16 protein-coding genes are annotated in these 20,068 nt (G+C 32.8%); 8 read left to right on the top strand and 8 right to left on the bottom strand.

All coding sequences use genetic code 11. From position 1 onward, the window contains the following. The 5 genes from SHI72_RS04710 to SHI72_RS04730 all read left to right on the top strand — a co-directional run bounded on the left by SHI72_RS04710 (window position 1) and on the right by SHI72_RS04730 (window position 5,549). On the top strand, window positions 1-645 hold the full coding sequence (locus tag SHI72_RS04710) for a DUF47 domain-containing protein (RefSeq protein WP_035627329.1): 645 nt from the start codon (window positions 1-3) through the stop codon (window positions 643-645). 34 nt (window positions 646-679) lie between these two features. Next, a complete protein-coding gene (locus SHI72_RS04715) occupies window positions 680-2,020 on the top strand; it encodes an inorganic phosphate transporter (RefSeq protein WP_039114616.1) in 1,341 nt (446 codons plus the stop codon). A 323-nt stretch (window positions 2,021-2,343) separates the two neighbouring features. Further along, window positions 2,344-3,348: a GlxA family transcriptional regulator gene (locus SHI72_RS04720; protein ID WP_323489214.1), complete on the top strand. Its 1,005-nt coding sequence runs from the start codon at window positions 2,344-2,346 to the stop codon at window positions 3,346-3,348. A 51-nt stretch (window positions 3,349-3,399) separates the two neighbouring features. Beyond that, complete coding sequence (locus SHI72_RS04725; protein WP_323489215.1) at window positions 3,400-4,032, top strand: DJ-1/PfpI family protein; 633 nt, start codon at window positions 3,400-3,402, stop codon at window positions 4,030-4,032. 116 nt (window positions 4,033-4,148) lie between these two features. After that, the gene (locus SHI72_RS04730; protein ID WP_323489216.1) at window positions 4,149-5,549 is read left to right on the top strand and encodes an SMI1/KNR4 family protein; all 1,401 of its coding nucleotides are present in this window, start codon (window positions 4,149-4,151) and stop codon (window positions 5,547-5,549) included. A gap of 123 nt (window positions 5,550-5,672) precedes the next feature. On the opposite strand, the gene SHI72_RS04735 is transcribed toward SHI72_RS04730, so the two are convergent. From SHI72_RS04735 to SHI72_RS04750, 4 genes are all read right to left on the bottom strand, one after another. Further along, window positions 5,673-6,068 (bottom strand): tautomerase family protein, encoded by a 396-nt coding sequence (locus SHI72_RS04735; RefSeq protein WP_086894538.1) that lies wholly within the window; start codon window positions 6,066-6,068, stop codon window positions 5,673-5,675. Window positions 6,069-6,162: 94 nt separating this feature from the next. Continuing rightward, window positions 6,163-6,675, bottom strand: a complete 513-nt coding sequence (locus SHI72_RS04740) for a DUF421 domain-containing protein (protein ID WP_039114609.1) — start codon at window positions 6,673-6,675, stop codon at window positions 6,163-6,165. 92 nt (window positions 6,676-6,767) lie between these two features. After that, window positions 6,768-8,138: a 30S ribosomal protein S6--L-glutamate ligase gene (gene rimK, locus SHI72_RS04745; protein ID WP_039114607.1), complete on the bottom strand. Its 1,371-nt coding sequence runs from the start codon at window positions 8,136-8,138 to the stop codon at window positions 6,768-6,770. Between the two features lie 132 nt (window positions 8,139-8,270). Continuing rightward, on the bottom strand, window positions 8,271-10,817 hold the full coding sequence (locus tag SHI72_RS04750) for an ATP-dependent Clp protease ATP-binding subunit (RefSeq protein ID WP_039114606.1): 2,547 nt from the start codon (window positions 10,815-10,817) through the stop codon (window positions 8,271-8,273). A 257-nt stretch (window positions 10,818-11,074) separates the two neighbouring features. On the opposite strand from SHI72_RS04750, the gene gyrA reads away from it, so the two are divergent. Continuing rightward, window positions 11,075-13,720, top strand: coding sequence for a DNA gyrase subunit A (gyrA, locus tag SHI72_RS04755; RefSeq protein ID WP_323489217.1), 2,646 nt, complete (start codon window positions 11,075-11,077; stop codon window positions 13,718-13,720). A 47-nt stretch (window positions 13,721-13,767) separates the two neighbouring features. Next, the gene (locus tag SHI72_RS04760; RefSeq protein ID WP_039120423.1) at window positions 13,768-15,036 is read left to right on the top strand and encodes a tetratricopeptide repeat protein; all 1,269 of its coding nucleotides are present in this window, start codon (window positions 13,768-13,770) and stop codon (window positions 15,034-15,036) included. 97 nt (window positions 15,037-15,133) lie between these two features. On the opposite strand, the gene SHI72_RS04765 is transcribed toward SHI72_RS04760, so the two are convergent. Genes SHI72_RS04765 through SHI72_RS04775 form a run of 3 tightly spaced genes read right to left on the bottom strand, consistent with a single transcriptional unit; the run spans window position 15,134 to window position 17,084 of the window. Beyond that, the gene (locus SHI72_RS04765) at window positions 15,134-15,772 is read right to left on the bottom strand and encodes an endonuclease III (protein WP_323489218.1); all 639 of its coding nucleotides are present in this window, start codon (window positions 15,770-15,772) and stop codon (window positions 15,134-15,136) included. A gap of 2 nt (window positions 15,773-15,774) precedes the next feature. After that, window positions 15,775-16,167 (bottom strand): peptide-methionine (R)-S-oxide reductase MsrB, encoded by a 393-nt coding sequence (msrB, locus tag SHI72_RS04770; protein WP_039120421.1) that lies wholly within the window; start codon window positions 16,165-16,167, stop codon window positions 15,775-15,777. Between the two features lie 50 nt (window positions 16,168-16,217). Then, window positions 16,218-17,084 (bottom strand): alpha/beta hydrolase, encoded by an 867-nt coding sequence (locus tag SHI72_RS04775; protein ID WP_323489219.1) that lies wholly within the window; start codon window positions 17,082-17,084, stop codon window positions 16,218-16,220. A gap of 204 nt (window positions 17,085-17,288) precedes the next feature. Here SHI72_RS04775 and SHI72_RS04780 point away from each other — a divergent pair, with 204 nt between their 5' ends. Continuing rightward, window positions 17,289-18,098 carry a M48 family metallopeptidase gene (locus SHI72_RS04780; RefSeq protein ID WP_039114596.1) on the top strand — a complete coding sequence of 270 codons (810 nt, stop codon included), beginning with the start codon at window positions 17,289-17,291 and terminating at the stop codon, window positions 18,096-18,098. Window positions 18,099-18,211: 113 nt separating this feature from the next. On the opposite strand, the gene SHI72_RS04785 is transcribed toward SHI72_RS04780, so the two are convergent. Continuing rightward, the gene (locus tag SHI72_RS04785; protein ID WP_323489220.1) at window positions 18,212-19,909 is read right to left on the bottom strand and encodes a hypothetical protein; all 1,698 of its coding nucleotides are present in this window, start codon (window positions 19,907-19,909) and stop codon (window positions 18,212-18,214) included. Window positions 19,910-20,068 lie beyond the last annotated feature (159 nt).

The following is a 20,068-nucleotide window of genomic DNA, read 5'->3' on the forward strand; positions in this document are numbered from 1 at the left end:
ATGTCAATAAACAGTATTTTCCAATTTTTAGTGCCGAAAGACAAGAAATTCTTTCCACTTTTTGAAGAAGCATCAAGCAATTTAATTGAGTTAGCTTCTAACTTACACGAAGCAGTAAATCTTCCTTTGAAAGAAAGAGAAGTACTTTTTCAAAAGATTGATGAATTGGAACAAAAAGGCGAGGATATTACTCGTCAGACAAATCTAGAATTAAGCAGAAACTTCATTACTCCATTTGATAGAGAAGATATTCATACTTTGATTACTTCTATTGATAACGTAGCCGATTATTTACATGGTGCTGCAAGCAGAATGAAGTTGTATCAGGTTGATAAGATTACAAAATCTATCAGAAAAATGACTGAAATCAATCTTGAAGCATGTCAGAATATTGATAGTGCAGTAAAAGAATTGAGAAATTTAAAGAATTTCAAAGTCATTAAAGATGCGTGTGCCAGAATTAATAAACTGGAAAACAAGTCGGATAATGTTTATAACAAAGCAGTTTTTGAAATTTTTGAAAACGAAACAGACGCTAAAAATATTATTAAATATAAAGAAGTGTTATCTGTTTTAGAATCTGCAACAGATAAATGTAAGAGTGTTGCAAACATACTAGAATCTATTTCTGTAAAACATTCTTAAATTCAATTTATTTCAATTCTGAAGTTATAATTTTATGACGCTACTTATAATTATTATAGTATTAGCTTTAATCTTTGATTACATCAATGGTTTTCATGATGCTGCAAATGCTATAGCTACAGTTGTTGCTACAAAGGTATTAACGCCTTTTCAGGCCGTTCTTTGGGCAGCATTTTTTAACTTTTTGGCTTATTGGGTTTTCGGTTTTGGTGTAGCAGATACTGTTGCTAAAACGGCAAACACCATGGAAATCAATCTAGTTGTGATTTTGGCAGGGGTTATCGCTGCTATTTGTTGGAACTTATTAACTTGGTGGTTAGGAATTCCTTCAAGTTCATCTCATACCTTAATTGGAGGTTTTGCTGGTGCTGCAATTGCTCATGCAATCGCTGTACATGGTTTCTCTGGTTATGTAGGAGAAGATGGTACTACACAATATTGGTATCAAATTGTAAGCTGGTACAAAGCAGGAAAAGACGGAGGGATGCCCTCGGGAGTTCTCGTCATAGTTGCTTTTATCGTTTTAGCACCGTTGTTAGGAGCATTGGCTTCTTATTTAATTTCTATTTGGTTATTGAACTCTTCTAAAAAAAGTATTTTACCAAAGTTATTCACGATTGCTTTAATGATTTTTACAGCTGTTTTTATCTATTACCAAATGATTCCTTATGAAACAATCATAAAGGATGGAGGAAAACCTCGTTTTGCGTCTTCAGAATTTTGGAGCGTTGTATTAGAGGCACATAATATAAAATGGTTTTTGGTAGGATTTATTATCTATTCAATTTCAGCATTTGCTCTGATATTTAGTAGTTTAAATCTTCATCAGGCAGATGGAGCACTGAAAAAAATGCAATTACTATCTTCGGCTGCTTTTAGTTTAGGTCACGGTGGTAACGATTCTCAAAAAGTAATGGGTATTATTGCAGCAGCAGTTGCGGTTTATATTCATACAAATCCAGGTGTACATATGGATGCTTGGTTAGATGTGGTACTTCCGTCAGATGATGGAGCATTCAAGATGCCATCTTGGATTCCTTTAGCTTGTTACTCTGCAATTGCAGCAGGAACATTAAGTGGTGGTTGGAAAATTGTAAAAACAATGGGTTCTAAAATCACTAAAGTAACTTCATTTGAAGGTGTAGCTGCAGAAACTGCAGGAGCATTAACATTATACTTTACAGAGCATTTTAAAGTACCAGTAAGTACAACGCATACTATTACAGGATCAATCATCGGGGTTGGATTAACAAAACGTGTATCTGCCGTTCGTTGGGGTGTAACAGTAAGTTTATTATGGGCTTGGGTATTGACGATTCCTGTTTCGGCACTTTTAGCTGCAATAGTGTATTATATACTTAGCATTTTTATATAATAGAAAAAAAGTATTTGTGAAATGTGAGATTCAAAATCGCATTTTAAACCTATAAAAAAAAGCTAGTTTCTTTATTGAGACTAGCTTTTTTTGTTTGTTGAATGTTTTACTGCCTAAATTTTATTTTCTATTATTAATATGTTGATTTAAAAAGATTAATCTTTCTGAAGCTTTAATAATATAAAAGACAATTTAATGGTTATTGTCTTGTTTTTTTAAAACTAGTTTTTTTTAGAAGTTTTCATTCGTGTTAATTGCAAGAATGGCATAAATTAAGGTAAAAATGGCATTTACGCCAAATCTGAAGTTTATACCTTTGAATTATGGAAAAAAAACTGATAGTTATTGTTGCAATACCCGATATGCTTATTCTGGATCTTGCAGGTCCTATGGATGCATTTCGCCTTGCAAAACATCTGATTGAAGAACAGGATAAGCAAATTAAATCTTTTAATTATGATGTTGTAATTGCATCACCTACGGACGAATTATATTTAGGTAATTTTAATGGTTTAAACTTTAGTTGTGATAAGAAAGTTGTTGACATTGTTGAGCCAATTGATACCCTTATTATTAGTGGGTTTTCCTTTAAAACTCCACCACAGGATTATCTGATTTTTCAGGAATGGTTACAGAAAAATGCATACAAAATCCGTCGTGTTTGTTCCGTTTGTGTTGGAGCATTTTTATTAGCAGGATCAGGATTGTTGAATGGTAAACATGCAACTACACACTGGATGTATTGCGACTTACTAAAAAAGAAGTATCCCTTAATTCAGGTAGAATCGAAACCTATTTATATACAACAAAATTCAATATATACAGCTGCGGGTGCATCAACTGGTATTGATTTGTGTTTGGCTTTAATAGAAGAAGATTGTGGAAAGGAAATAAGTCTTTCTATAGCAAAAATATTAGTTATGTATTTACAAAGACATGGTAATCAGAGTCAGTATAGTAACTTTCTCTTACAGCCTGTGGTAGATAGTATGATTGTTAAAAAACTTCATTTCTGGATATTAGAAAATTTAAATAAGCCGATAACTGTTCAAAATTTGGCTGAAAAAGCAGCTATGAGTCTGCGTAATTTTAATAGAGTCTTTACTGCCGAAACGGGAATTACTCCTGCTAAATACGTAGAAAAAGTACGATTAGAAACGGCGAAAAAATATTTAGAAGAAACAGATCATGAACTAAAAAATATAGCGCATCTGGTAGGATTTGTATCAATAGATACTATGAGAGGAGTATTTATGAAACATTATCAGATTTCTCCCGCTGTTTATCGTATACAGTTTCAGAAATCAGACTTTAATCTGCTATTATAAAACCGTAGCGTTAAAAATGTAGAATAATAATTAAAATTAAAATCATTTAAAATGGAATCAAAAAAATTTCCACAATTCAACGAAAAAAAAACAATAAAAGTCGCGTTTCTAGTATTTGATCAAGTTGAAGCACTTGATCTGAATGGTCCTATAGATGTATTTGCCAAAGCTAATTTTTTTGGTAACAGATTTGAGCTCTATAGTGTTTCCCCAAATGAAAGTTTGGTGTATTCTGAAGGTAATATCCTTCAAATCAAAGCTACTTATAATTTTTCTAATGCTCCACAGGCAGACATTATAGTGATTCCCGGAGCAGAACCATCTTTAGCAAAGCAGATTGGGGATAGTAATATTGAGATTGCCGAATGGATTAAAAGTCAACATAAGGCGGCTGCATTGATATTCTCAGTTTGTACAGGCTCCGTGATTCTTGCTGCAACTGGAATATTGGATAATAAAAAAGCAACTACTCATTTTGGAGCAATGCAGTATTTAAAGATGCATGAAAGTATTGAGATTGTTGAAAATGTACGATACGTCTTAGATGATGAAGTACTCACCACTGCAGGAATCACTTCGGGTTTAGACGGAACATTATATGTAATTGAAGAAATATTAGGTAAGGAAATTGCTGATAATGTTTCGAAAATACTGGTTTACAATCGCGATGCGGTTTATGAATAATTAAATTTAAATTTATTAAATGAAAGCTACAGGAGTAAAAAATCTTGTAGCTTTTTTGTTTGTTGAAATAATTTGTGCAAAAACTAAAATAGAGTACATTTATTCTATTCTAAAAATTGAACGAAGGAATAAAAATTAAAATGGAAGAATCGAATAGTAATTTCATAGCTGAACAAATAGAAAGAATTAAAAGTAAGTTAGTTGAAGCTAAACAGATAGATAAAGACTTAAAAGTATTTGGCGCTTCAAGTCATAAGTATATCTTGGGAGAAGTTGTAAATGCAGAAGATATATTAAAATTTGAGACAGAATATAATGTAGAACTTCCTAATTGTTATAAAGCATTTTTAATGAATATTGGTAATGGGGGAGAATCATTCTCTTCTTCGGCTGCAGGCCCTTTTTACGGAATATATCCACTAGGAAAGAATGTAAATGACTTAATCTATGAAAACACTAAGGAGTATTTAAAAGGAGATTGTATTCTGTATCCTAAAATGTCAGATGAGTATTGGGACGATTCAATCGAAAAAATAGAAGAAGATGCCATTTCAGATGACGATTATGAAAAGGAATTAGGCAAGATATATGGCGGAATATTGCCTATTGGTGAGCAAGGTTGTTCTTGTTATCATGCAATTGTTTTAAATGGAGATTTTAAAGGAAGAGTTGTAAATATTAATAGTGAAAGATATAATCCTCAGTTTACTTTCGAATTAAATTTTCTGGATTGGTATGAAAGATGGCTTGACGAAGTAATTTCGGGTGATTTAATGCAGTATAATGCAGGATGGTTTGGGTATAGAATAGGAGGTTCTTTGCAAGATATTCTAAAAATGTACTTTTTGACTAATGATGATGAGGTGAAGAGCGATTGTTTGATAGGAATTTTAATCAAGCAAAAGCTAGATGCTGAGACATTAGATATAATCGAAGAAGAATATAAAATAAGCAAGGGCGAAAATCAAAAAGAGCTACTTCAGATACTCGCAAAATTTGATTATGAACGTGCGTATCCTTATTTAGTTGATTTTACTGATGTGAGTTTATTGCATGTTTTTCAATTTGTATTTTGGTATGCAAAAGATAAAAGTTCAGATTGGCTAGGAGTAATCGAGTCGAATATGGAAATGATAAAAGACGACGAAACTTTTAGTTTTTGTGCATATTTATTAAAAGAAATGAATATCGATTATAGCTATCTTATAATTCCTTTTACTGAAAGTGATAATGAGAGTATAAAAGTTACTACATATTATATGCTTGGACAATTAAGTAATAAAAATAATTATATTGATGCTTTTATTGTAGGTTTAAATGATAAATCGAACAGGGTTGTTCATACGGCTTTACAAGCTTTAAATGGGGTAGAAGACAAGAAGCTTTTAAAGCATTATAAAAATATTGCAGAAAGATTTCCTGTAGAGCAAGATTATATTTTGGTAAATCTAAACCTTAGACTTAAACCGCTAGGACTATCCAATACTACAATTAAAGATTTGGTTCTAGACGCTTAAAGTAATTTTAATTATATAAAAAAAGAGGATAATTTCATTGAAAATTATCCTCTTTTTTTATGATTTATGCTTTCCTGCAAAGTTTTTTTTGACCTTGTAGGTATTTAAATGATTATTTCGATTTTAAACTTCAACTTTAAATCCTAGATCAACATCATATGCCGATTGTCCTCCCTGAACACCCCAACTTTCTTTCTGACTGTCTCTAACAACAATTAAAACATGGTCTTTTGGGATGCCTAATTCAGATAAGTTTTTAGTCATTTCACTGAATAGTTTTCTTTTTGCATCAATAGAGCGTCCCGAAAAGGCATCAACACTTATTAAAGTGTATAATTCAGGTTGAGTTTTAGTTGGTGAAACTGCAAATCTATGTGGCGGATGAACTAAAAGTCTGACGGTTTTATCTTCAGGTGGGATCTGAAAAGCTGTTACCATTGCAGAATGAACTGCATCGATAATTCTAGTACCTTCTTCTTCGTTATAGTCTTTTCTAACTTCTATTAAAATTGCCGGCATAATATTTTTGTGTTTGAGCTACTTGGTTTTAGTTGTTTTGACTGATGTTGATCCTTTTGACTTTATGACTTTTAAACTTTCGACTTACTTTTAACTACTTCTGAAAGTTTTTGTGATTGTGTTTTCGCTTGTATATTGTCTGCTTTAAATGATTTGTACTTTTTGAGATAATACTTATTGTACCATCTATTTCTAGCATGGCTAATTTTACCTCTTTATAATGTTCTACACCATGTTCCCGCATAGCTTCTTCAATTTCATCCGAAGATATATTTAATTTACTTAGCGATTTAAAATCGATATGACCATTATGAATGAGAACTTCAGGTTTTTCTAGCAAAAGATTATGTAGTCCTTTGTATTTGTAGGTAAGTTTTTTTAGAATATAATTAATGATAAACAATACGGCTGCTGCAGCAATTCCTCCTAAAAGGCTTGTGTCGCTACCAACCATTGCGTTCTGGACAGCATTACTAATCAATAATATCAGGATTACATCGGCAGTATTGAGCTGAGATAATTCCTTTTTTCCAAAAACACGTAATGCGATTACCATAAAAAAGTAAACCGATGCACTGCGGATGACAATATCGAGATATGGATTCATTTTTTTAGTATTCGGTTTTTTAGTAACAGTATTCAGTAACAGTATTCAGTTGCAGTAACTGAGACTGTAAACTGCAACTCTACACTAAAAACTTATCTAAGTTTAAAATTCTTTTCGATAGCTTTTATCATTTCACTGGCAACATCTTTATTAGTCGCTCCTTCAATTCCTTCTAAACCAGGAGAAGAGTTTACTTCTAGTAATAAAGGGCCTTTTGATGAACGAATAATATCTACACCAGCAACTTTTAAATCCATTGCTTTGGCAGCTTTTATAGCGATTCTTTTTTCTTCGCTAGTTATTTTTAATATCGATGCGGTTCCGCCTAAGTGAATATTTGCTCTAAATTCACCAGGCATAGCTTCACGCTGAATAGCTGCAACTACTTTTCCGTCGATTACAAAACAGCGTATATCTTTACCGTTTGCTTCTTTAATGAACTCTTGTACCAGAATATTAGCATTTAGGCTTTTAAAGGCATTTATAACACTTTCTGCAGCCTTTTTTGTTTCAGCTAATACAACGCCTTTTCCTTGAGTTCCTTCTAATAGTTTTACGATTAAAGGAGAGCCTCCAACCATTTTTATCAAATCGTCAGTATCTAAAGGAGAATTAGCAAAACCGGTTGTCGGAATATCAATTCCGCTATGCAATAATAATTGTAAAGAATATAGTTTATCGCGTGATTGGGTTATTGCTGAAGCAGAGTTTAAACAAAAAACCTTCATGGCTTCAAACTGGCGTGTTAATGCACAGCCATAAAAAGTTATGCTTGGGCGAATACGCGGAATAATAGCATCAAATTCATTTAGAATTTTTCCGCCACGATAATGAATTTCTGGAGTTTTGGCATCGAGTTTCATGTAGCATTCTTTGATGTTCAAAAACTGCATGTCATGACCTCGCATTTCGCCAGCTTCCATGATTCTTTTGTTGCTGTATAATTCAGGATTACTGGCTAAAAGACCAATTCGTAAACCGGAACTTGCTTTTTCAGAATTTTGGTATAATTCTTTTAGTGTATCAGATGAAGGTTGTCCTAAAAGATATTTTTCCTCAGGATCAACAAGTACTCTACCGCTCATTGCTTCTCGACCTAAAAGCATCCTGAAACCCATCGAATCTCGATTGGTCAAAGTCATTTCTATAGGCCATTTGGTATCACCAATTTTTAAACTGGTTTGTATAACATAGCGTTGCTCTCTAAAACCGCTAGAGCTTTTTACAACCCTTTTGTCTACTAGCGGAGCTTCGCAATGTATTATTGTTTTTGTATTGTTTTGTATCGGATTAATATCAAATTTAACCCAATTTGCATCATTTTTTATAAAAGGAGCTATGTTAATGGCATGCATCGCCGAGGTTTTTGCACCCGAATCTACACGTGCTTTAATTGTAGGGATTCCCAATTCAGGAAATGAGCACCATTCTTCGCTACCTAAGATGACTTTATTTTGAAGCATAATTTGATTTGTTTTACTTAATCAAAAGTAAATATTTGTTTTTAATAATTGACCGATTTCATATAAAGAATAAACCCGTTATGTTATAAAAAACGTAACGGGTTTATGATTTGTTATAAAAAATAAATTATATTATTGATTTGTTGGTTCTTCTGCTTTATGAACATCAACAGTAAGTTCTTGTGATTCTTCATTTAAATCAATTAAGATTTCATCGCCTGAAGTAATTTTAGAAGTAATTATTTCTTCTGCTAATATATCTTCAACGTATTTCTGAATCGCTCTTTTTAATGGTCTTGCTCCAAATTGCTTATCAAAACCTTTATCTGCGATGAAAGCTTTGGCTTTATCAGTAAGATTTAATTTGTAACCTAACTCTTCTACACGTAAGTATAGTTTTTTAAGTTCAATTTCGATAATCAAATCGATATCGCTTTTCTCTAAGCTATTGAATACAATAACATCATCAATTCTGTTCAAGAATTCTGGTGCAAATGTTTTTTTCAATGCATTTTCGATAATACTTTTAGAATTATCATCGGCTTGAGCAATTTTTGCAGCAGTTCCAAATCCTACTCCTTGACCAAAATCTTTTAATTGTCTTGCTCCAACATTTGAAGTCATGATAATTATAGTGTTTTTAAAGTCAATTTTTCGACCTAAACTATCGGTTAAATAACCATCGTCTAGAACTTGTAGCATCATGTTAAATACATCTGGATGAGCTTTTTCAATCTCATCTAAAAGTACCACACAATACGGTTTTCTACGAACTTTTTCGGTTAATTGTCCACCTTCTTCGTAACCAACGTATCCCGGAGGCGCTCCAACTAAACGAGAAATAGCAAATTTCTCCATGTATTCGCTCATGTCAATACGTACTAAAGCATCTTCAGAATCGAATAATTCTTTTGCCAGAACTTTTGCTAGTTGTGTTTTACCAACACCAGTTTGTCCTAAGAAAATGAATGATCCAATAGGTCTGTTTGGGTCTTTAAGACCAGCTCTGTTGCGTTGTATAGAACGAGCGATTTTTAAAACTGCTTCGTTTTGACCAATTACTTTATCTTGAATTAATTCAGGAAGTTTGGCTAATTTGTTGCTTTCTGTTTGTGCAATTCTGTTTACAGGAATTCCTGTCATCATAGATACTACATCGGCAACATTATCTTCGGTTACAAGAATTCTATTATTTTTAGAGTCTTCTTCCCATTGTTCCTGAGCTATAGCTAGTTCTTTTTCGATGCGTTTTTCGTCATCGCGAAGTTTAGCAGCTTCCTCGTATTTTTGTTTTTTAACAACTACGTTTTTCAGTTCTCGTACTTCTTCTAGTTGACGTTCTAAATCCAGGATTTGTTTAGGAACATCAATATTAGTAATATGTACACGAGATCCAGCCTCGTCAAGAGCATCAATTGCTTTGTCTGGTAAGAAACGCTCCGACATGTATCGGTTTGTTAATTTCACACAAGCTTCTATTGCTTCTGGAGTATATGTTACGTTGTGGTGATCTTCGTATTTGTCCTTAATGTTGTTTAAGATTTCAATTGTTTCTGCAACAGATGTTGGTTCAACAATTACTTTCTGGAAACGTCTTTCTAAAGCACCGTCTTTTTCTATATATTGTCTGTATTCATCAAGTGTTGTTGCTCCAATACATTGGATTTCTCCTCTTGATAAGGCAGGTTTAAACATATTCGAAGCGTCTAGAGATCCAGTTGCACCTCCAGCACCAACGATAGTATGAATTTCGTCGATAAAAAGGATGATATCATCATTTTTCTCTAACTCGTTCATTACAGCTTTCATTCGTTCTTCAAACTGACCACGATATTTGGTTCCTGCTACAAGGCTTGCTAAGTCTAGGGTAACTACACGTTTGTGAAATAAGATACGGGATACTTTTTTCTGAACAATACGCAAGGCTAGTCCTTCGGCAATAGCAGATTTTCCTACTCCAGGTTCACCGATTAATAAAGGGTTGTTCTTTTTTCTACGGCTTAAAATTTGCGAAACGCGTTCAATTTCTTTCTCACGCCCTACAACAGGATCTAGTTTTCCTTCCTCTGCCATTTCTGTTAAATCTCTCCCAAAATTATCTAGAACAGGTGTTTTTGATTTTTTGTTGGACTTATTGGCTGGATTATTAAAACTTCCTTCTTTAAGACTGTCATCTTGTCCTGAATCATCATTATATGATTCGTTTCTTGGCAAGTTTTCTAAAAATTCTTCTTCGCTTGGAGTCATATTTAAGTATTGTTCTTTAGCTATATCATAATCTATTTTTAGCTTATTCAATAGCTTGGTTGTTGGATCGTTTTCGTTTCGTAAGATGCATAAAAGCAAGTGTGCCGTACTAATAGATGAACTCTGGAATACTTTGGCTTCTAGAAATGTAGTCTTTAGTGCTCTCTCAGCTTGACGTGTGAGGTGCAGGTTTTTTTTCTCTACATTGACTTCGGCACTAAGATTGGCAGGGCTCAGTATTTCGACCTTCCTACGTAAATGCTCTAAATCGACTGCTAGGTTATTTAATATATGAATGGCTTTTCCGTTTCCATCCCTTAAAATGCCTAGCATCAAATGTTCAGTACCAATAAAGTCGTGACCCAATCTTAAGGCTTCTTCTTTACTGTAGGTAATAACATCTTTTACTCTTGGTGAAAAATTATCATCCATAATATATAATTAGTATTGTAAATTTAGTGAATTAGTGTATGAAAAACAAAAACCATACCCATTAGAAACTCATGTCAGCTAAGGGACGAAAAAAATAATAATAAAAGAGTTAAATAAGATTTAAATTATTAACTAAAATGTAAAATAAAGTTGTTAATAAATCATTGAAATAAGTAGGGGAAAATACCCTCAAAAATTTCAAAAAGGCGTATATTGGCACGTTTTGAAACTAATATAATTTTTTAATATAACAACTTATGTCTGAAGGAGAAAAGTTAATTCCTATTAACATAGAGGATGAAATGAAATCAGCTTACATCGATTATTCGATGTCAGTAATCGTATCAAGAGCACTTCCAGATGTTAGAGATGGCTTGAAACCAGTGCATCGAAGAGTTCTTTACGGAATGTATGACTTAGGAGTAACATCAAAATCTGCCCACAAAAAATCTGCGAGAATCGTAGGGGAGGTTTTAGGTAAGTATCACCCACACGGAGATACTTCAGTATATGATGCCATGGTACGTATGGCTCAAGAATGGAGTTTACGTTATTTATTAGTGGATGGCCAAGGTAACTTTGGTTCTGTAGATGGAGATAGCCCGGCAGCAATGCGTTATACGGAGGCTAGAATGCGTAAGATTTCAGAAGAAATAATGGCTGATATCGAAAAAGAAACAGTTGATTTTCAATTGAACTTTGATGATACTTTATATGAGCCTAAAGTAATGCCTACCAGAGTTCCTACCTTATTGGTTAACGGAGCAACAGGTATTGCAGTTGGTATGGCTACAAATATGCCACCACACAACTTAACAGAAGTTATCAATGGTACATTAGCGTATCTTGACAATAACGATATTGAAATTGACGAATTAATTACTCATATTAAAGCTCCCGATTTTCCAACAGGAGGTATAATATATGGTTACGAAGGCGTTCGTGAAGCATTTAAAACAGGTAGAGGACGTATTGTAATGCGTGCCAAAGTAGGTTTTGAAGAGGTAGATGGTAGAGAATGTATCATCGTTACCGAAATTCCATACCAAGTTAATAAAGCAGAAATGATCAAACGTACTGCTGATTTGGTAAATGATAAAAAAATTGATGGAATCGCAAATATCCGTGATGAATCAGATAGAAACGGTATGCGTATCGTTTATATCCTAAAACGTGATGCAACTCCTAATGTAGTTTTAAATACATTATATAAATATACGTCATTACAATCTTCTTTTAGTGTAAATAATATTGCACTGGTAAAAGGTCGCCCACAAATGTTGAATCTAAAAGATATGATTCACTATTTTATTGAGCACCGTCATGATGTTGTAGTTCGTAGAACAAGATTTGAATTACGTAAAGCAGAAGAAAGAGCTCATATCTTAGAAGGTTTAATTATTGCATCTGATAATATTGATGAAGTAATTGCTTTAATAAGAGGTTCGAAAAACACCGAAGAAGCTCGTGAGAAATTAATCGAAAGATTTAAATTATCAGATATTCAGGCACGTGCAATCGTAGAGATGCGTTTACGTCAATTAACAGGTCTGGAACAAGATAAGTTAAGAGATGAGTATAATGAATTGATGAAATTAATCGATCATTTGAAAGCATTATTAGCAGATGTAGACTTAAGAACTAATTTGATTAAAGAAGAACTTATCGAAATCCGTGATAAATACGGAGATGCGCGTCGTTCATTAATTGAATATTCTGGTGGAGATGTAAGTATCGAAGATTTAATTGCCGATGAGAATGTTGTAATTACAATTTCGCATGCAGGTTATATCAAGCGTACAAACTTAACAGAATATAAGACACAAAATAGAGGAGGAGTTGGACAAAAAAGTGCAGGAACAAGAGATCAGGATTTCCTTGAGCATATGTTTGTAGCGACCAACCACCAATATATGATGTTCTTTACCCAAAAAGGAAAATGTTTCTGGATGCGTGTTTATGAAATTCCAGAAGGAAGCAAAACGGCAAAAGGTAGAGCAATCCAAAACTTAGTAAACATTGAGAGCGATGATAAAGTAAAAGCTTTTATTTGTACACAAGACTTAAAAGATAAAGATTATATCAATAGTCATAATCTTGTAATGGTAACTAAAAAAGGACAGGTTAAGAAAACTTCTTTAGAGAAATATTCTAAACCTAGAGTAAATGGTGTTGCTGCAATTACAATTAAAGATGGTGATGAATTACTTGAAGCTAAATTAACTAACGGAGAAAGTCAAATTATCTTAGCTGTTAAGTCAGGTAAATTGGTTCGTTTTGAGGAAACCAAAACGCGTCCGATGGGAAGAACGGCTTCTGGAGTTCGTGGAATTACCTTAAAAGACGATACTGATGAAGTAATTGGTATGGTTACTGTTGATAAAGACAACGTTAACGATTCACAAATCCTTGTTGTAACTGAAAACGGATACGGTAAACGTACTAAATTAGTTGATGATGATGGAGAAGATGTTTACAGAATTACTAACCGTGGAGGAAAAGGAGTGAAAACTCTTAATATTACCGAAAAAACAGGTAAACTTATCTCTATTAACGCAGTTACAGATGCTGATGATTTAATGATTATCAATAAATCTGGATTAACAATTAGAATGGCTATTGAAGATTTACGTGTAATGGGTCGTGCAACGCAAGGTGTTCGATTAATTAACCTTAAAGGTAAAGATTCTATTGCAGCTGTTACTAAAGTTATGAAAGATGATGTTGCAGAAGTTATTGTTGACGAAGATGGTAATGTTATCGAAAGTGTTATCGAAAGAGTAAAACCAGATTTAGAAGTTCTTGAAGACGATGGAGTTGTTGAAGATGATGAAGACGACGAAGATGATGAAGACGACGAAGACGGAGATGATTCAGAAGAAGAGGAAGAGTCTGAAGAATAAATAATAAGAACCCAACAAACAATTTAAATAAATCAAAAATTAGAATTATGAAAAGTAAATATGTAATACTAGCGTCAGCATTATTGATATCGGTAGCTACTTTTGCTCAAAAAGATCAAATTAAAGACGCTGAAAAAGCATTGAAAAATGGCGATTCTAAATCGGCTATTACTATTCTGGATGCAGCAGATTACCTAATTGTAAATGCAAAAGATACTGAGCAAGCTCAATATTATTTCGTAAAAGGAAATGCTTATTTAGACATGGCAAAAAAAGGAGTAGAAGAAAGTAAATACCTTCTACTTGCTGCAGATGCATATAAAACATTAATTGATACTGAAAAAACATCAGGAAAAGTTAAGTATTCAACTCAGGCTGCTGCTTCAATTACTGATATCAAAGGAAGATTGATTAATGGAGCTATAGCAGATTCAAAAGCTAATAAAAATGCTGATGGTGCAAAAAAGATATATGATGCTTATTTGTTAGACAAAAAGGATACTATTAATTTGTATTATGCTGCTTCTACTTATGTAAATGCAGGAGACTATACAGCTGCTTTACCTTTGTATGAAGAATTAAAAAAACTGAATTATTCAGGAAAAGGAACAGCTTACTTAGCAACAAACAAAGCTTCAGGAGAAGAAAATGCATTTAATACTGCAAGTGAAAGAGATCTTGCTGTTAAGATTGGAACTCATGAAAAACCAAGAGTAGAAGTTTCTCCTTCTAAAAGAGGTGAGATTTATAAAAACATCACTCTTATTTTAGTTCAAAGTGGTAAAATTGAAGAAGCTAAAAAAGCAGTAGCTGAAGCTAGAGCTGCAAATCCAGAAGATTCTTCATTAATCTTGACTGAGGCAAATTTATACTTAGAAACTAAGGACTTTGAGACTTATAAAAAATTAATCGGTGAGGTTTTGAAAAACAATCCAAACGATCCTGATTTACTTTTTAATTTAGGTGTACTTAGCGGAAATGCTAAAAACGCTGCTGATGCTGAGAAATATTATACTAAAGTAATCGAAATCAAGCCTGATTATACTAATGCTTATATTAACCTGGCTGCATTAAAATTAGAGGACGAAAAGCCTATAATTGATGAAATGAACAAGCTTGGAACATCTGCAAAAGATATGAAGCGTTATGATGAATTGAAAGCTAAAAGAAATAATCTTTTTAAAAGCACAATTCCTTATCTTAAAAAAGCTTCTGAGTTAGATCCTAAAAACGAGGATATTTCTAAGACACTTTTAAACGTTTACAGCGCACTTGAAATGACAGCTGAATACAAAGCATTGAAAGCAAAAATGTAAAATTATTTTGCAAGCATAAAAAAACCGAGATATAAATCTCGGTTTTTTTATGCTTTGTAAAGATCTACTGCAGTGTATCTTTTTTCTCTATTAATTTTTAAGAACTGAGATAATAATTGCAATGTGAGTTAATCAGACATTCATTGCATTTTGGTTTTGGACGACAAATTTCTCTTCCTAAAAATGATATTGCCATTCCTATTTCTCCCCAAATAGCCTTTGGTAAAATCTGCATTAATTCTTTCTCTACTTTATTACCGTCTTTAGATTCATTTGTTAATCCAATTCTTGGAGCAACTCGTATAACGTGTAAATCAGCAATAATTCCTTCTGCAGGTTTTTTCGATTCTCTCAAAATTACATTGGCAGATTTTCTACCGATACCTTTTAGGGCAACCAAATCTTTCATTGTCATCGGGATGTTTTCATCTTTTTTAAGAGTATTTGCAATTTCTATTAACCATTCCGCTTTCGTTCTGTAGTTTCTAACTTTACTAATGTCAGCAAAAAGTTCTTCCAGATTTGTTGCAGCAAGACTTTGCATATTTGGATATTTAGCAAAGAATGTAGGCGCAATGGAGTTAATATTTGCATCAGAATCTTGTGCAGACAATATGACCATTACAAGCAGCTGATACGTGTTTTTATAATCCAAAGGATGTTTTCTTCCCTTATATTTAGCAAGAAGAGGCTCTAGATTTTCTTTCCAATTTGGCGAATCTCCAAATAAATCCATGACTATTTGTCTTTAAAATCTATCGATAAGGAATTTACACAATAGCGTTGTCCAGTTTCAGTCGGACCATCGTTAAATACATGTCCCAAGTGACTTCCGCAATTGGCACATAAAATTTCAGTTCTTTTCATACCATGGCTCACATCCGAGATATATTCTACTTTACCTGGAATCGATTCGTCAAATGAAGGCCATCCACAATGCGCATCAAATTTTGAGTTGCTCTCAAACAAAGGTTCATTACAAGCACCACAACAATAAACACCTTTTTCGAAATGAAGATTGTATTCTCCAGTATGCGGGCGTTCAGTTCCTTTTTGGCGAAGTACTTGATAACGGTCATTGCCAAGTTGCTCTCTCCATTCTTGTTCTGTTTTTTCGATTGGATATTTCATGTGTTTTATTTTAATTTATTTTTATCAAAAAGTAAGACTAACAAAATTAGTTACTTATGTTCGATAAATTGTACGGTTTTATTAATAACATTAGTATTGCCTAATATTTTTCGATGACCTAATCCTTCAGTTAATATTAGTGTACCATTTTGTAAATGTTCATTAATATGAATTCCAGCTTTTACGGCAACTTCAGGGTCATCTTTATCATGAATAACCAAGACAGGAATAGTTACAGCTGCTGCGGCTATATATGCCGAAAAATCATTCATTTTTATGTTGTGCTTTTCTTCAAAATAGTCACGTAAACGAATGCCTATTTCTGGTTTTAATTCTAGTTTAGCAACAAAGTCATCAACAATATCCTGAACAATATCACCGCTACCAATAATTACTGCTCGATTAATCTTTAATCCCTGCTTAATAGCGTTTAATACAGACATACCACCTAATGAATGCCCGACTGCAGCTTCAAAAGGACCATATTGTTTTTCAATCTCTAAAATAGAGGCAATAAAATCTACCATATGAGTAGTTTTTCCAGGAGATTTTCCGTGAGCAGGAGCGTCAAAACTTATGGTTTCATAACCATGCTTAAGTAGTTCATCGGCAATCTTAAATAATTGCGTTCCGCGGCCTGACCAACCATGAACCAATAGAATCTTTTTTTCGCTTCGGCCAAACTTATAAACAACAACTTCTTTATTAATCGCAGGAACTTTTATTGTATTCTGGATGCTTTTATGATCCATTTCTAGTTCTCTTTTCGGAACTTTATGTTTTATTGGAGTTATAAAAAGTTTTATCGCATAGGAAGTAACCCATTTAGGTGAAATGAAATTAAGGAGTTTGCCCGTAAATATTATAAATTGAGGAACTTTTAATGATTCTGTAGGGCTAGGCTTTTTTTTAGACATTATAATACGTTTTAAGGAGCTTTTGTTGTAATCAAATTTTAAAAATATAAAAGTAACACAATTAATAAAATCTATTGATAAGTTATAATTTAATAAATGTGCGATGCGTAGGATAATAATCTAATTATGATATTTTTTAAACGAATTGTATAAAAAATGAATTTAGAATAATTGTATTTTTGTATGTCATTAAATGTAAAAGTCATGAGAAATAAATTATTGTTGGGAATATTCACGATAGCTTCAGTGTATTCATGTGCAGTAAATCCTGTTACAGGAAAAAAGAGTCTTAATTTTGTTTCTAATAGTGAGTTATTTCCATCTTCGTTTCAGCAGTATAATACTTTTATTAAAGAAAATAAAGTAATTACAGGAACTGCCGATGCTAAGCGAGTTGAAGTTGTTGGGATGAAAATTAAAGCAGCGGCTGAAAAGTATCTAACTTACTTAGGACAATCTCAATATCTTAAAGATTATCGCTGGGAATATAAATTGGTAGATAATAAAGAGGTGAATGCCTGGTGTATGCCAGGAGGTAAAATTGTAGTTTATTCTGGTATTTTACCAGTAACTAAAGATGATGCTGGTTTAGCAACAGTTCTAGGGCATGAGGTTTCGCATGCTTTGGCTAATCACGGTGCACAACGTATGAGTGCAGCTCAATTACAACAATTAGGTGCAGTAGGAGTTGCTGCGGTAACAGGTAGCCAGAGTGCTGACAAGCAAGAAATGTGGCAAAAATATTATGGAATTGGCTCACAAGTAGGAGTGATGCTCCCATTTAGCCGAAATAATGAAAGTGAAGCTGATAAGATAGGGTTAACGCTTATGGCAATTGCAGGATATAACGTAGATGAATCTATAGCTTTTTGGAAAAGAATGTCGGCTCAATCTTCAGGACAAACGCCAGAATTTCTTAGTACACACCCATCTGATGCTACTAGAATTGCTAATTTAAATGCGTTAATTCCAGAAGCAAAAGCTACAGCACTTAAAGTTGGTATTATTAAGTAAAAAGAATTTATAGGTTTTGAAATATATAATTAAAAACCTTGGAATAAATTAAAACAAAAAAGATTGACTTTTTAAAGTCAATCTTTTTTTTTGTTTAATAATTTGTCTGTGTATTATTTTGTAACAGTCATTTGTGGGTATACGCTATTTGTTGCTGGGTTAATAACTCCAGTAGCTAGGTAACCATTAGCATCTTTAATAGTAATATTTTTGATATTACTTGTTTTTGCTACACTAAGAATATTGATTTTTCTGAATGGAATACAAAGATTGAATTTAAAACTATTTGCTGTGATATCCTTTGCAGCAACCGTTACTTTTTTCGCAGTTTCTAATACAGTTCCTGTATCTGAATATACATCATAAGTAACTTCTAAGTTACCAGAAGAAAGTACTTTACCAGTAATTGGGTATTTGTAATCTAAAGTAACATCAAAACCATAAGAATAAAGACCACTACAAGGTAATGCAGAAGTTTTAACTGATCTGAAATTAGATACGGTCATGGTTTTTTTGTATTCTCCAACATTCCATAATACTTTGTTTTCTTTAAATAATTCTGTAGTATAAACAGTTAATCCTAAAGCTCCAAAAGAGAAAGTTCCTGAAGAATAGAAATTTCCTGTAGAAGCAAAAGCAGATGGTTGAGTTAAACTTCCGTTTCCAATAGTAAAGCTGTTTATTCCGAATACAATATTTCCTTTTACATCTAAAATATTAGAATCTAATAATTGAATTTTAGGTTTGATTGATATTTTCATATCCGTACTAACTTCTCCTGCTAAATCACCTTCAGTAATTTTTGAATTTGTGATAGTATTTTCATAGATAAAATGACTCTTTTTTCCAGGAATACCATTATAATAAGCAAATCCTATTTTGAATATTCCATTTGAATTAATGGCAAAATGAGAACTTTTTGATAAGTTAGCTTCAACTTCCATTGGGAAAGCAATTTCATCAATACTTATTTTTGCAGGAATATCTCCTAAAAGATCTCCAGCAGGAATAGTAACATCTATTTGTACTTTTTTAAGTAAGTCTAAAAGATTTGCAGGAACATTATCGATTAGGTTATAAGAGTATTTTTTATTTACAGCTCCAGCAAAGTTATAATATGGGTTGATAGCGCTGTTAATTTGATAATACACTTCAATTTCGTTAGGAAGTAGTTTAGACTTTCCGAATCCTATTTTCATACTAAGAACTGAATTTACAGAAGTATTTGGACTCATAGAGAAACCGTCAGCCTTATATTCAGTGATGTTATTGAAAATGTCATAAGTAAAACTGTTGTCATAATTACCTCTTGCAGTAAGCAATGAAGTGTTTTTAGATCTTAAAGCTTTTTCATTTTCTTGTACATCCATCGATAGTTCAATAGAACCACCTTGGAATAAATCTCCTATATGAGCATCAGCTGTTTTCAGTGAGTAGCTATTATTGTTCTTAGTAACACTAGCTATTGTTCTGAAATATACTTTACCTTCATCAGATGTTAAGTAAATTAAGTTTCCAGCAATAAGTTTTTCAACTACATCAGAAGTTGAAGTTTCAATTTCGAAATTACCACTTTTCATTTCTGCCTCTGAGCTAGTAATTATAGCATTTTCAGAAGAAATTTTTGTTAAATCTGGGTTTACAGTTAAGTTTTGGAGTTTATAAGTTACTCCATCTGCAGATCCGGACGCATTGATTACTCTGGTAGGATCAGTAACGGTCGAGGAAAGGTCTTTGCTCAAATCATTATCATTGGAACATGATGTAAGCGTCATAAAACCAGCAATAAATAAGTAGAAGATTTTTTTCATGATTTATTTTTTTTAAATTCGAAACAAAATTACCCAGACATAAATCTTAAAATTACCTCAAAAGATTATTAAAATGTTTAAATAAGACTATATTTTGCTTTTGAATTAAGACGTGTTTTGTTTTAAGAAAGCATAACTATTTTTCAGGCTTTTTATCAA

Origin of the sequence: Flavobacterium sp. PL02 (assembly GCF_035013205.1) — a bacterium.
GTDB lineage: Bacteria > Bacteroidota > Bacteroidia > Flavobacteriales > Flavobacteriaceae > Flavobacterium.

Coding starts and splice junctions, on each gene's coding strand:
- SHI72_RS04710 (WP_035627329.1), top strand. CDS start 1: ATGTCAATAAACAGTATTTTCCAATTTTTAGTGCCGAAAGACAAGAAA.
- SHI72_RS04715 (WP_039114616.1), top strand. CDS start 680: ATGACGCTACTTATAATTATTATAGTATTAGCTTTAATCTTTGATTAC.
- SHI72_RS04720 (WP_323489214.1), top strand. CDS start 2,344: ATGGAAAAAAAACTGATAGTTATTGTTGCAATACCCGATATGCTTATT.
- SHI72_RS04725 (WP_323489215.1), top strand. CDS start 3,400: ATGGAATCAAAAAAATTTCCACAATTCAACGAAAAAAAAACAATAAAA.
- SHI72_RS04735 (WP_086894538.1), bottom strand. CDS start 6,068: ATGCCGGCAATTTTAATAGAAGTTAGAAAAGACTATAACGAAGAAGAA.
- SHI72_RS04740 (WP_039114609.1), bottom strand. CDS start 6,675: ATGAATCCATATCTCGATATTGTCATCCGCAGTGCATCGGTTTACTTT.
- rimK (WP_039114607.1), bottom strand. CDS start 8,138: ATGCTTCAAAATAAAGTCATCTTAGGTAGCGAAGAATGGTGCTCATTT.
- SHI72_RS04750 (WP_039114606.1), bottom strand. CDS start 10,817: ATGGATGATAATTTTTCACCAAGAGTAAAAGATGTTATTACCTACAGT.
- gyrA (WP_323489217.1), top strand. CDS start 11,075: ATGTCTGAAGGAGAAAAGTTAATTCCTATTAACATAGAGGATGAAATG.
- SHI72_RS04760 (WP_039120423.1), top strand. CDS start 13,768: ATGAAAAGTAAATATGTAATACTAGCGTCAGCATTATTGATATCGGTA.
- SHI72_RS04765 (WP_323489218.1), bottom strand. CDS start 15,772: ATGGATTTATTTGGAGATTCGCCAAATTGGAAAGAAAATCTAGAGCCT.
- msrB (WP_039120421.1), bottom strand. CDS start 16,167: ATGAAATATCCAATCGAAAAAACAGAACAAGAATGGAGAGAGCAACTT.
- SHI72_RS04775 (WP_323489219.1), bottom strand. CDS start 17,084: ATGTCTAAAAAAAAGCCTAGCCCTACAGAATCATTAAAAGTTCCTCAA.
- SHI72_RS04780 (WP_039114596.1), top strand. CDS start 17,289: ATGAGAAATAAATTATTGTTGGGAATATTCACGATAGCTTCAGTGTAT.
- SHI72_RS04785 (WP_323489220.1), bottom strand. CDS start 19,909: ATGAAAAAAATCTTCTACTTATTTATTGCTGGTTTTATGACGCTTACA.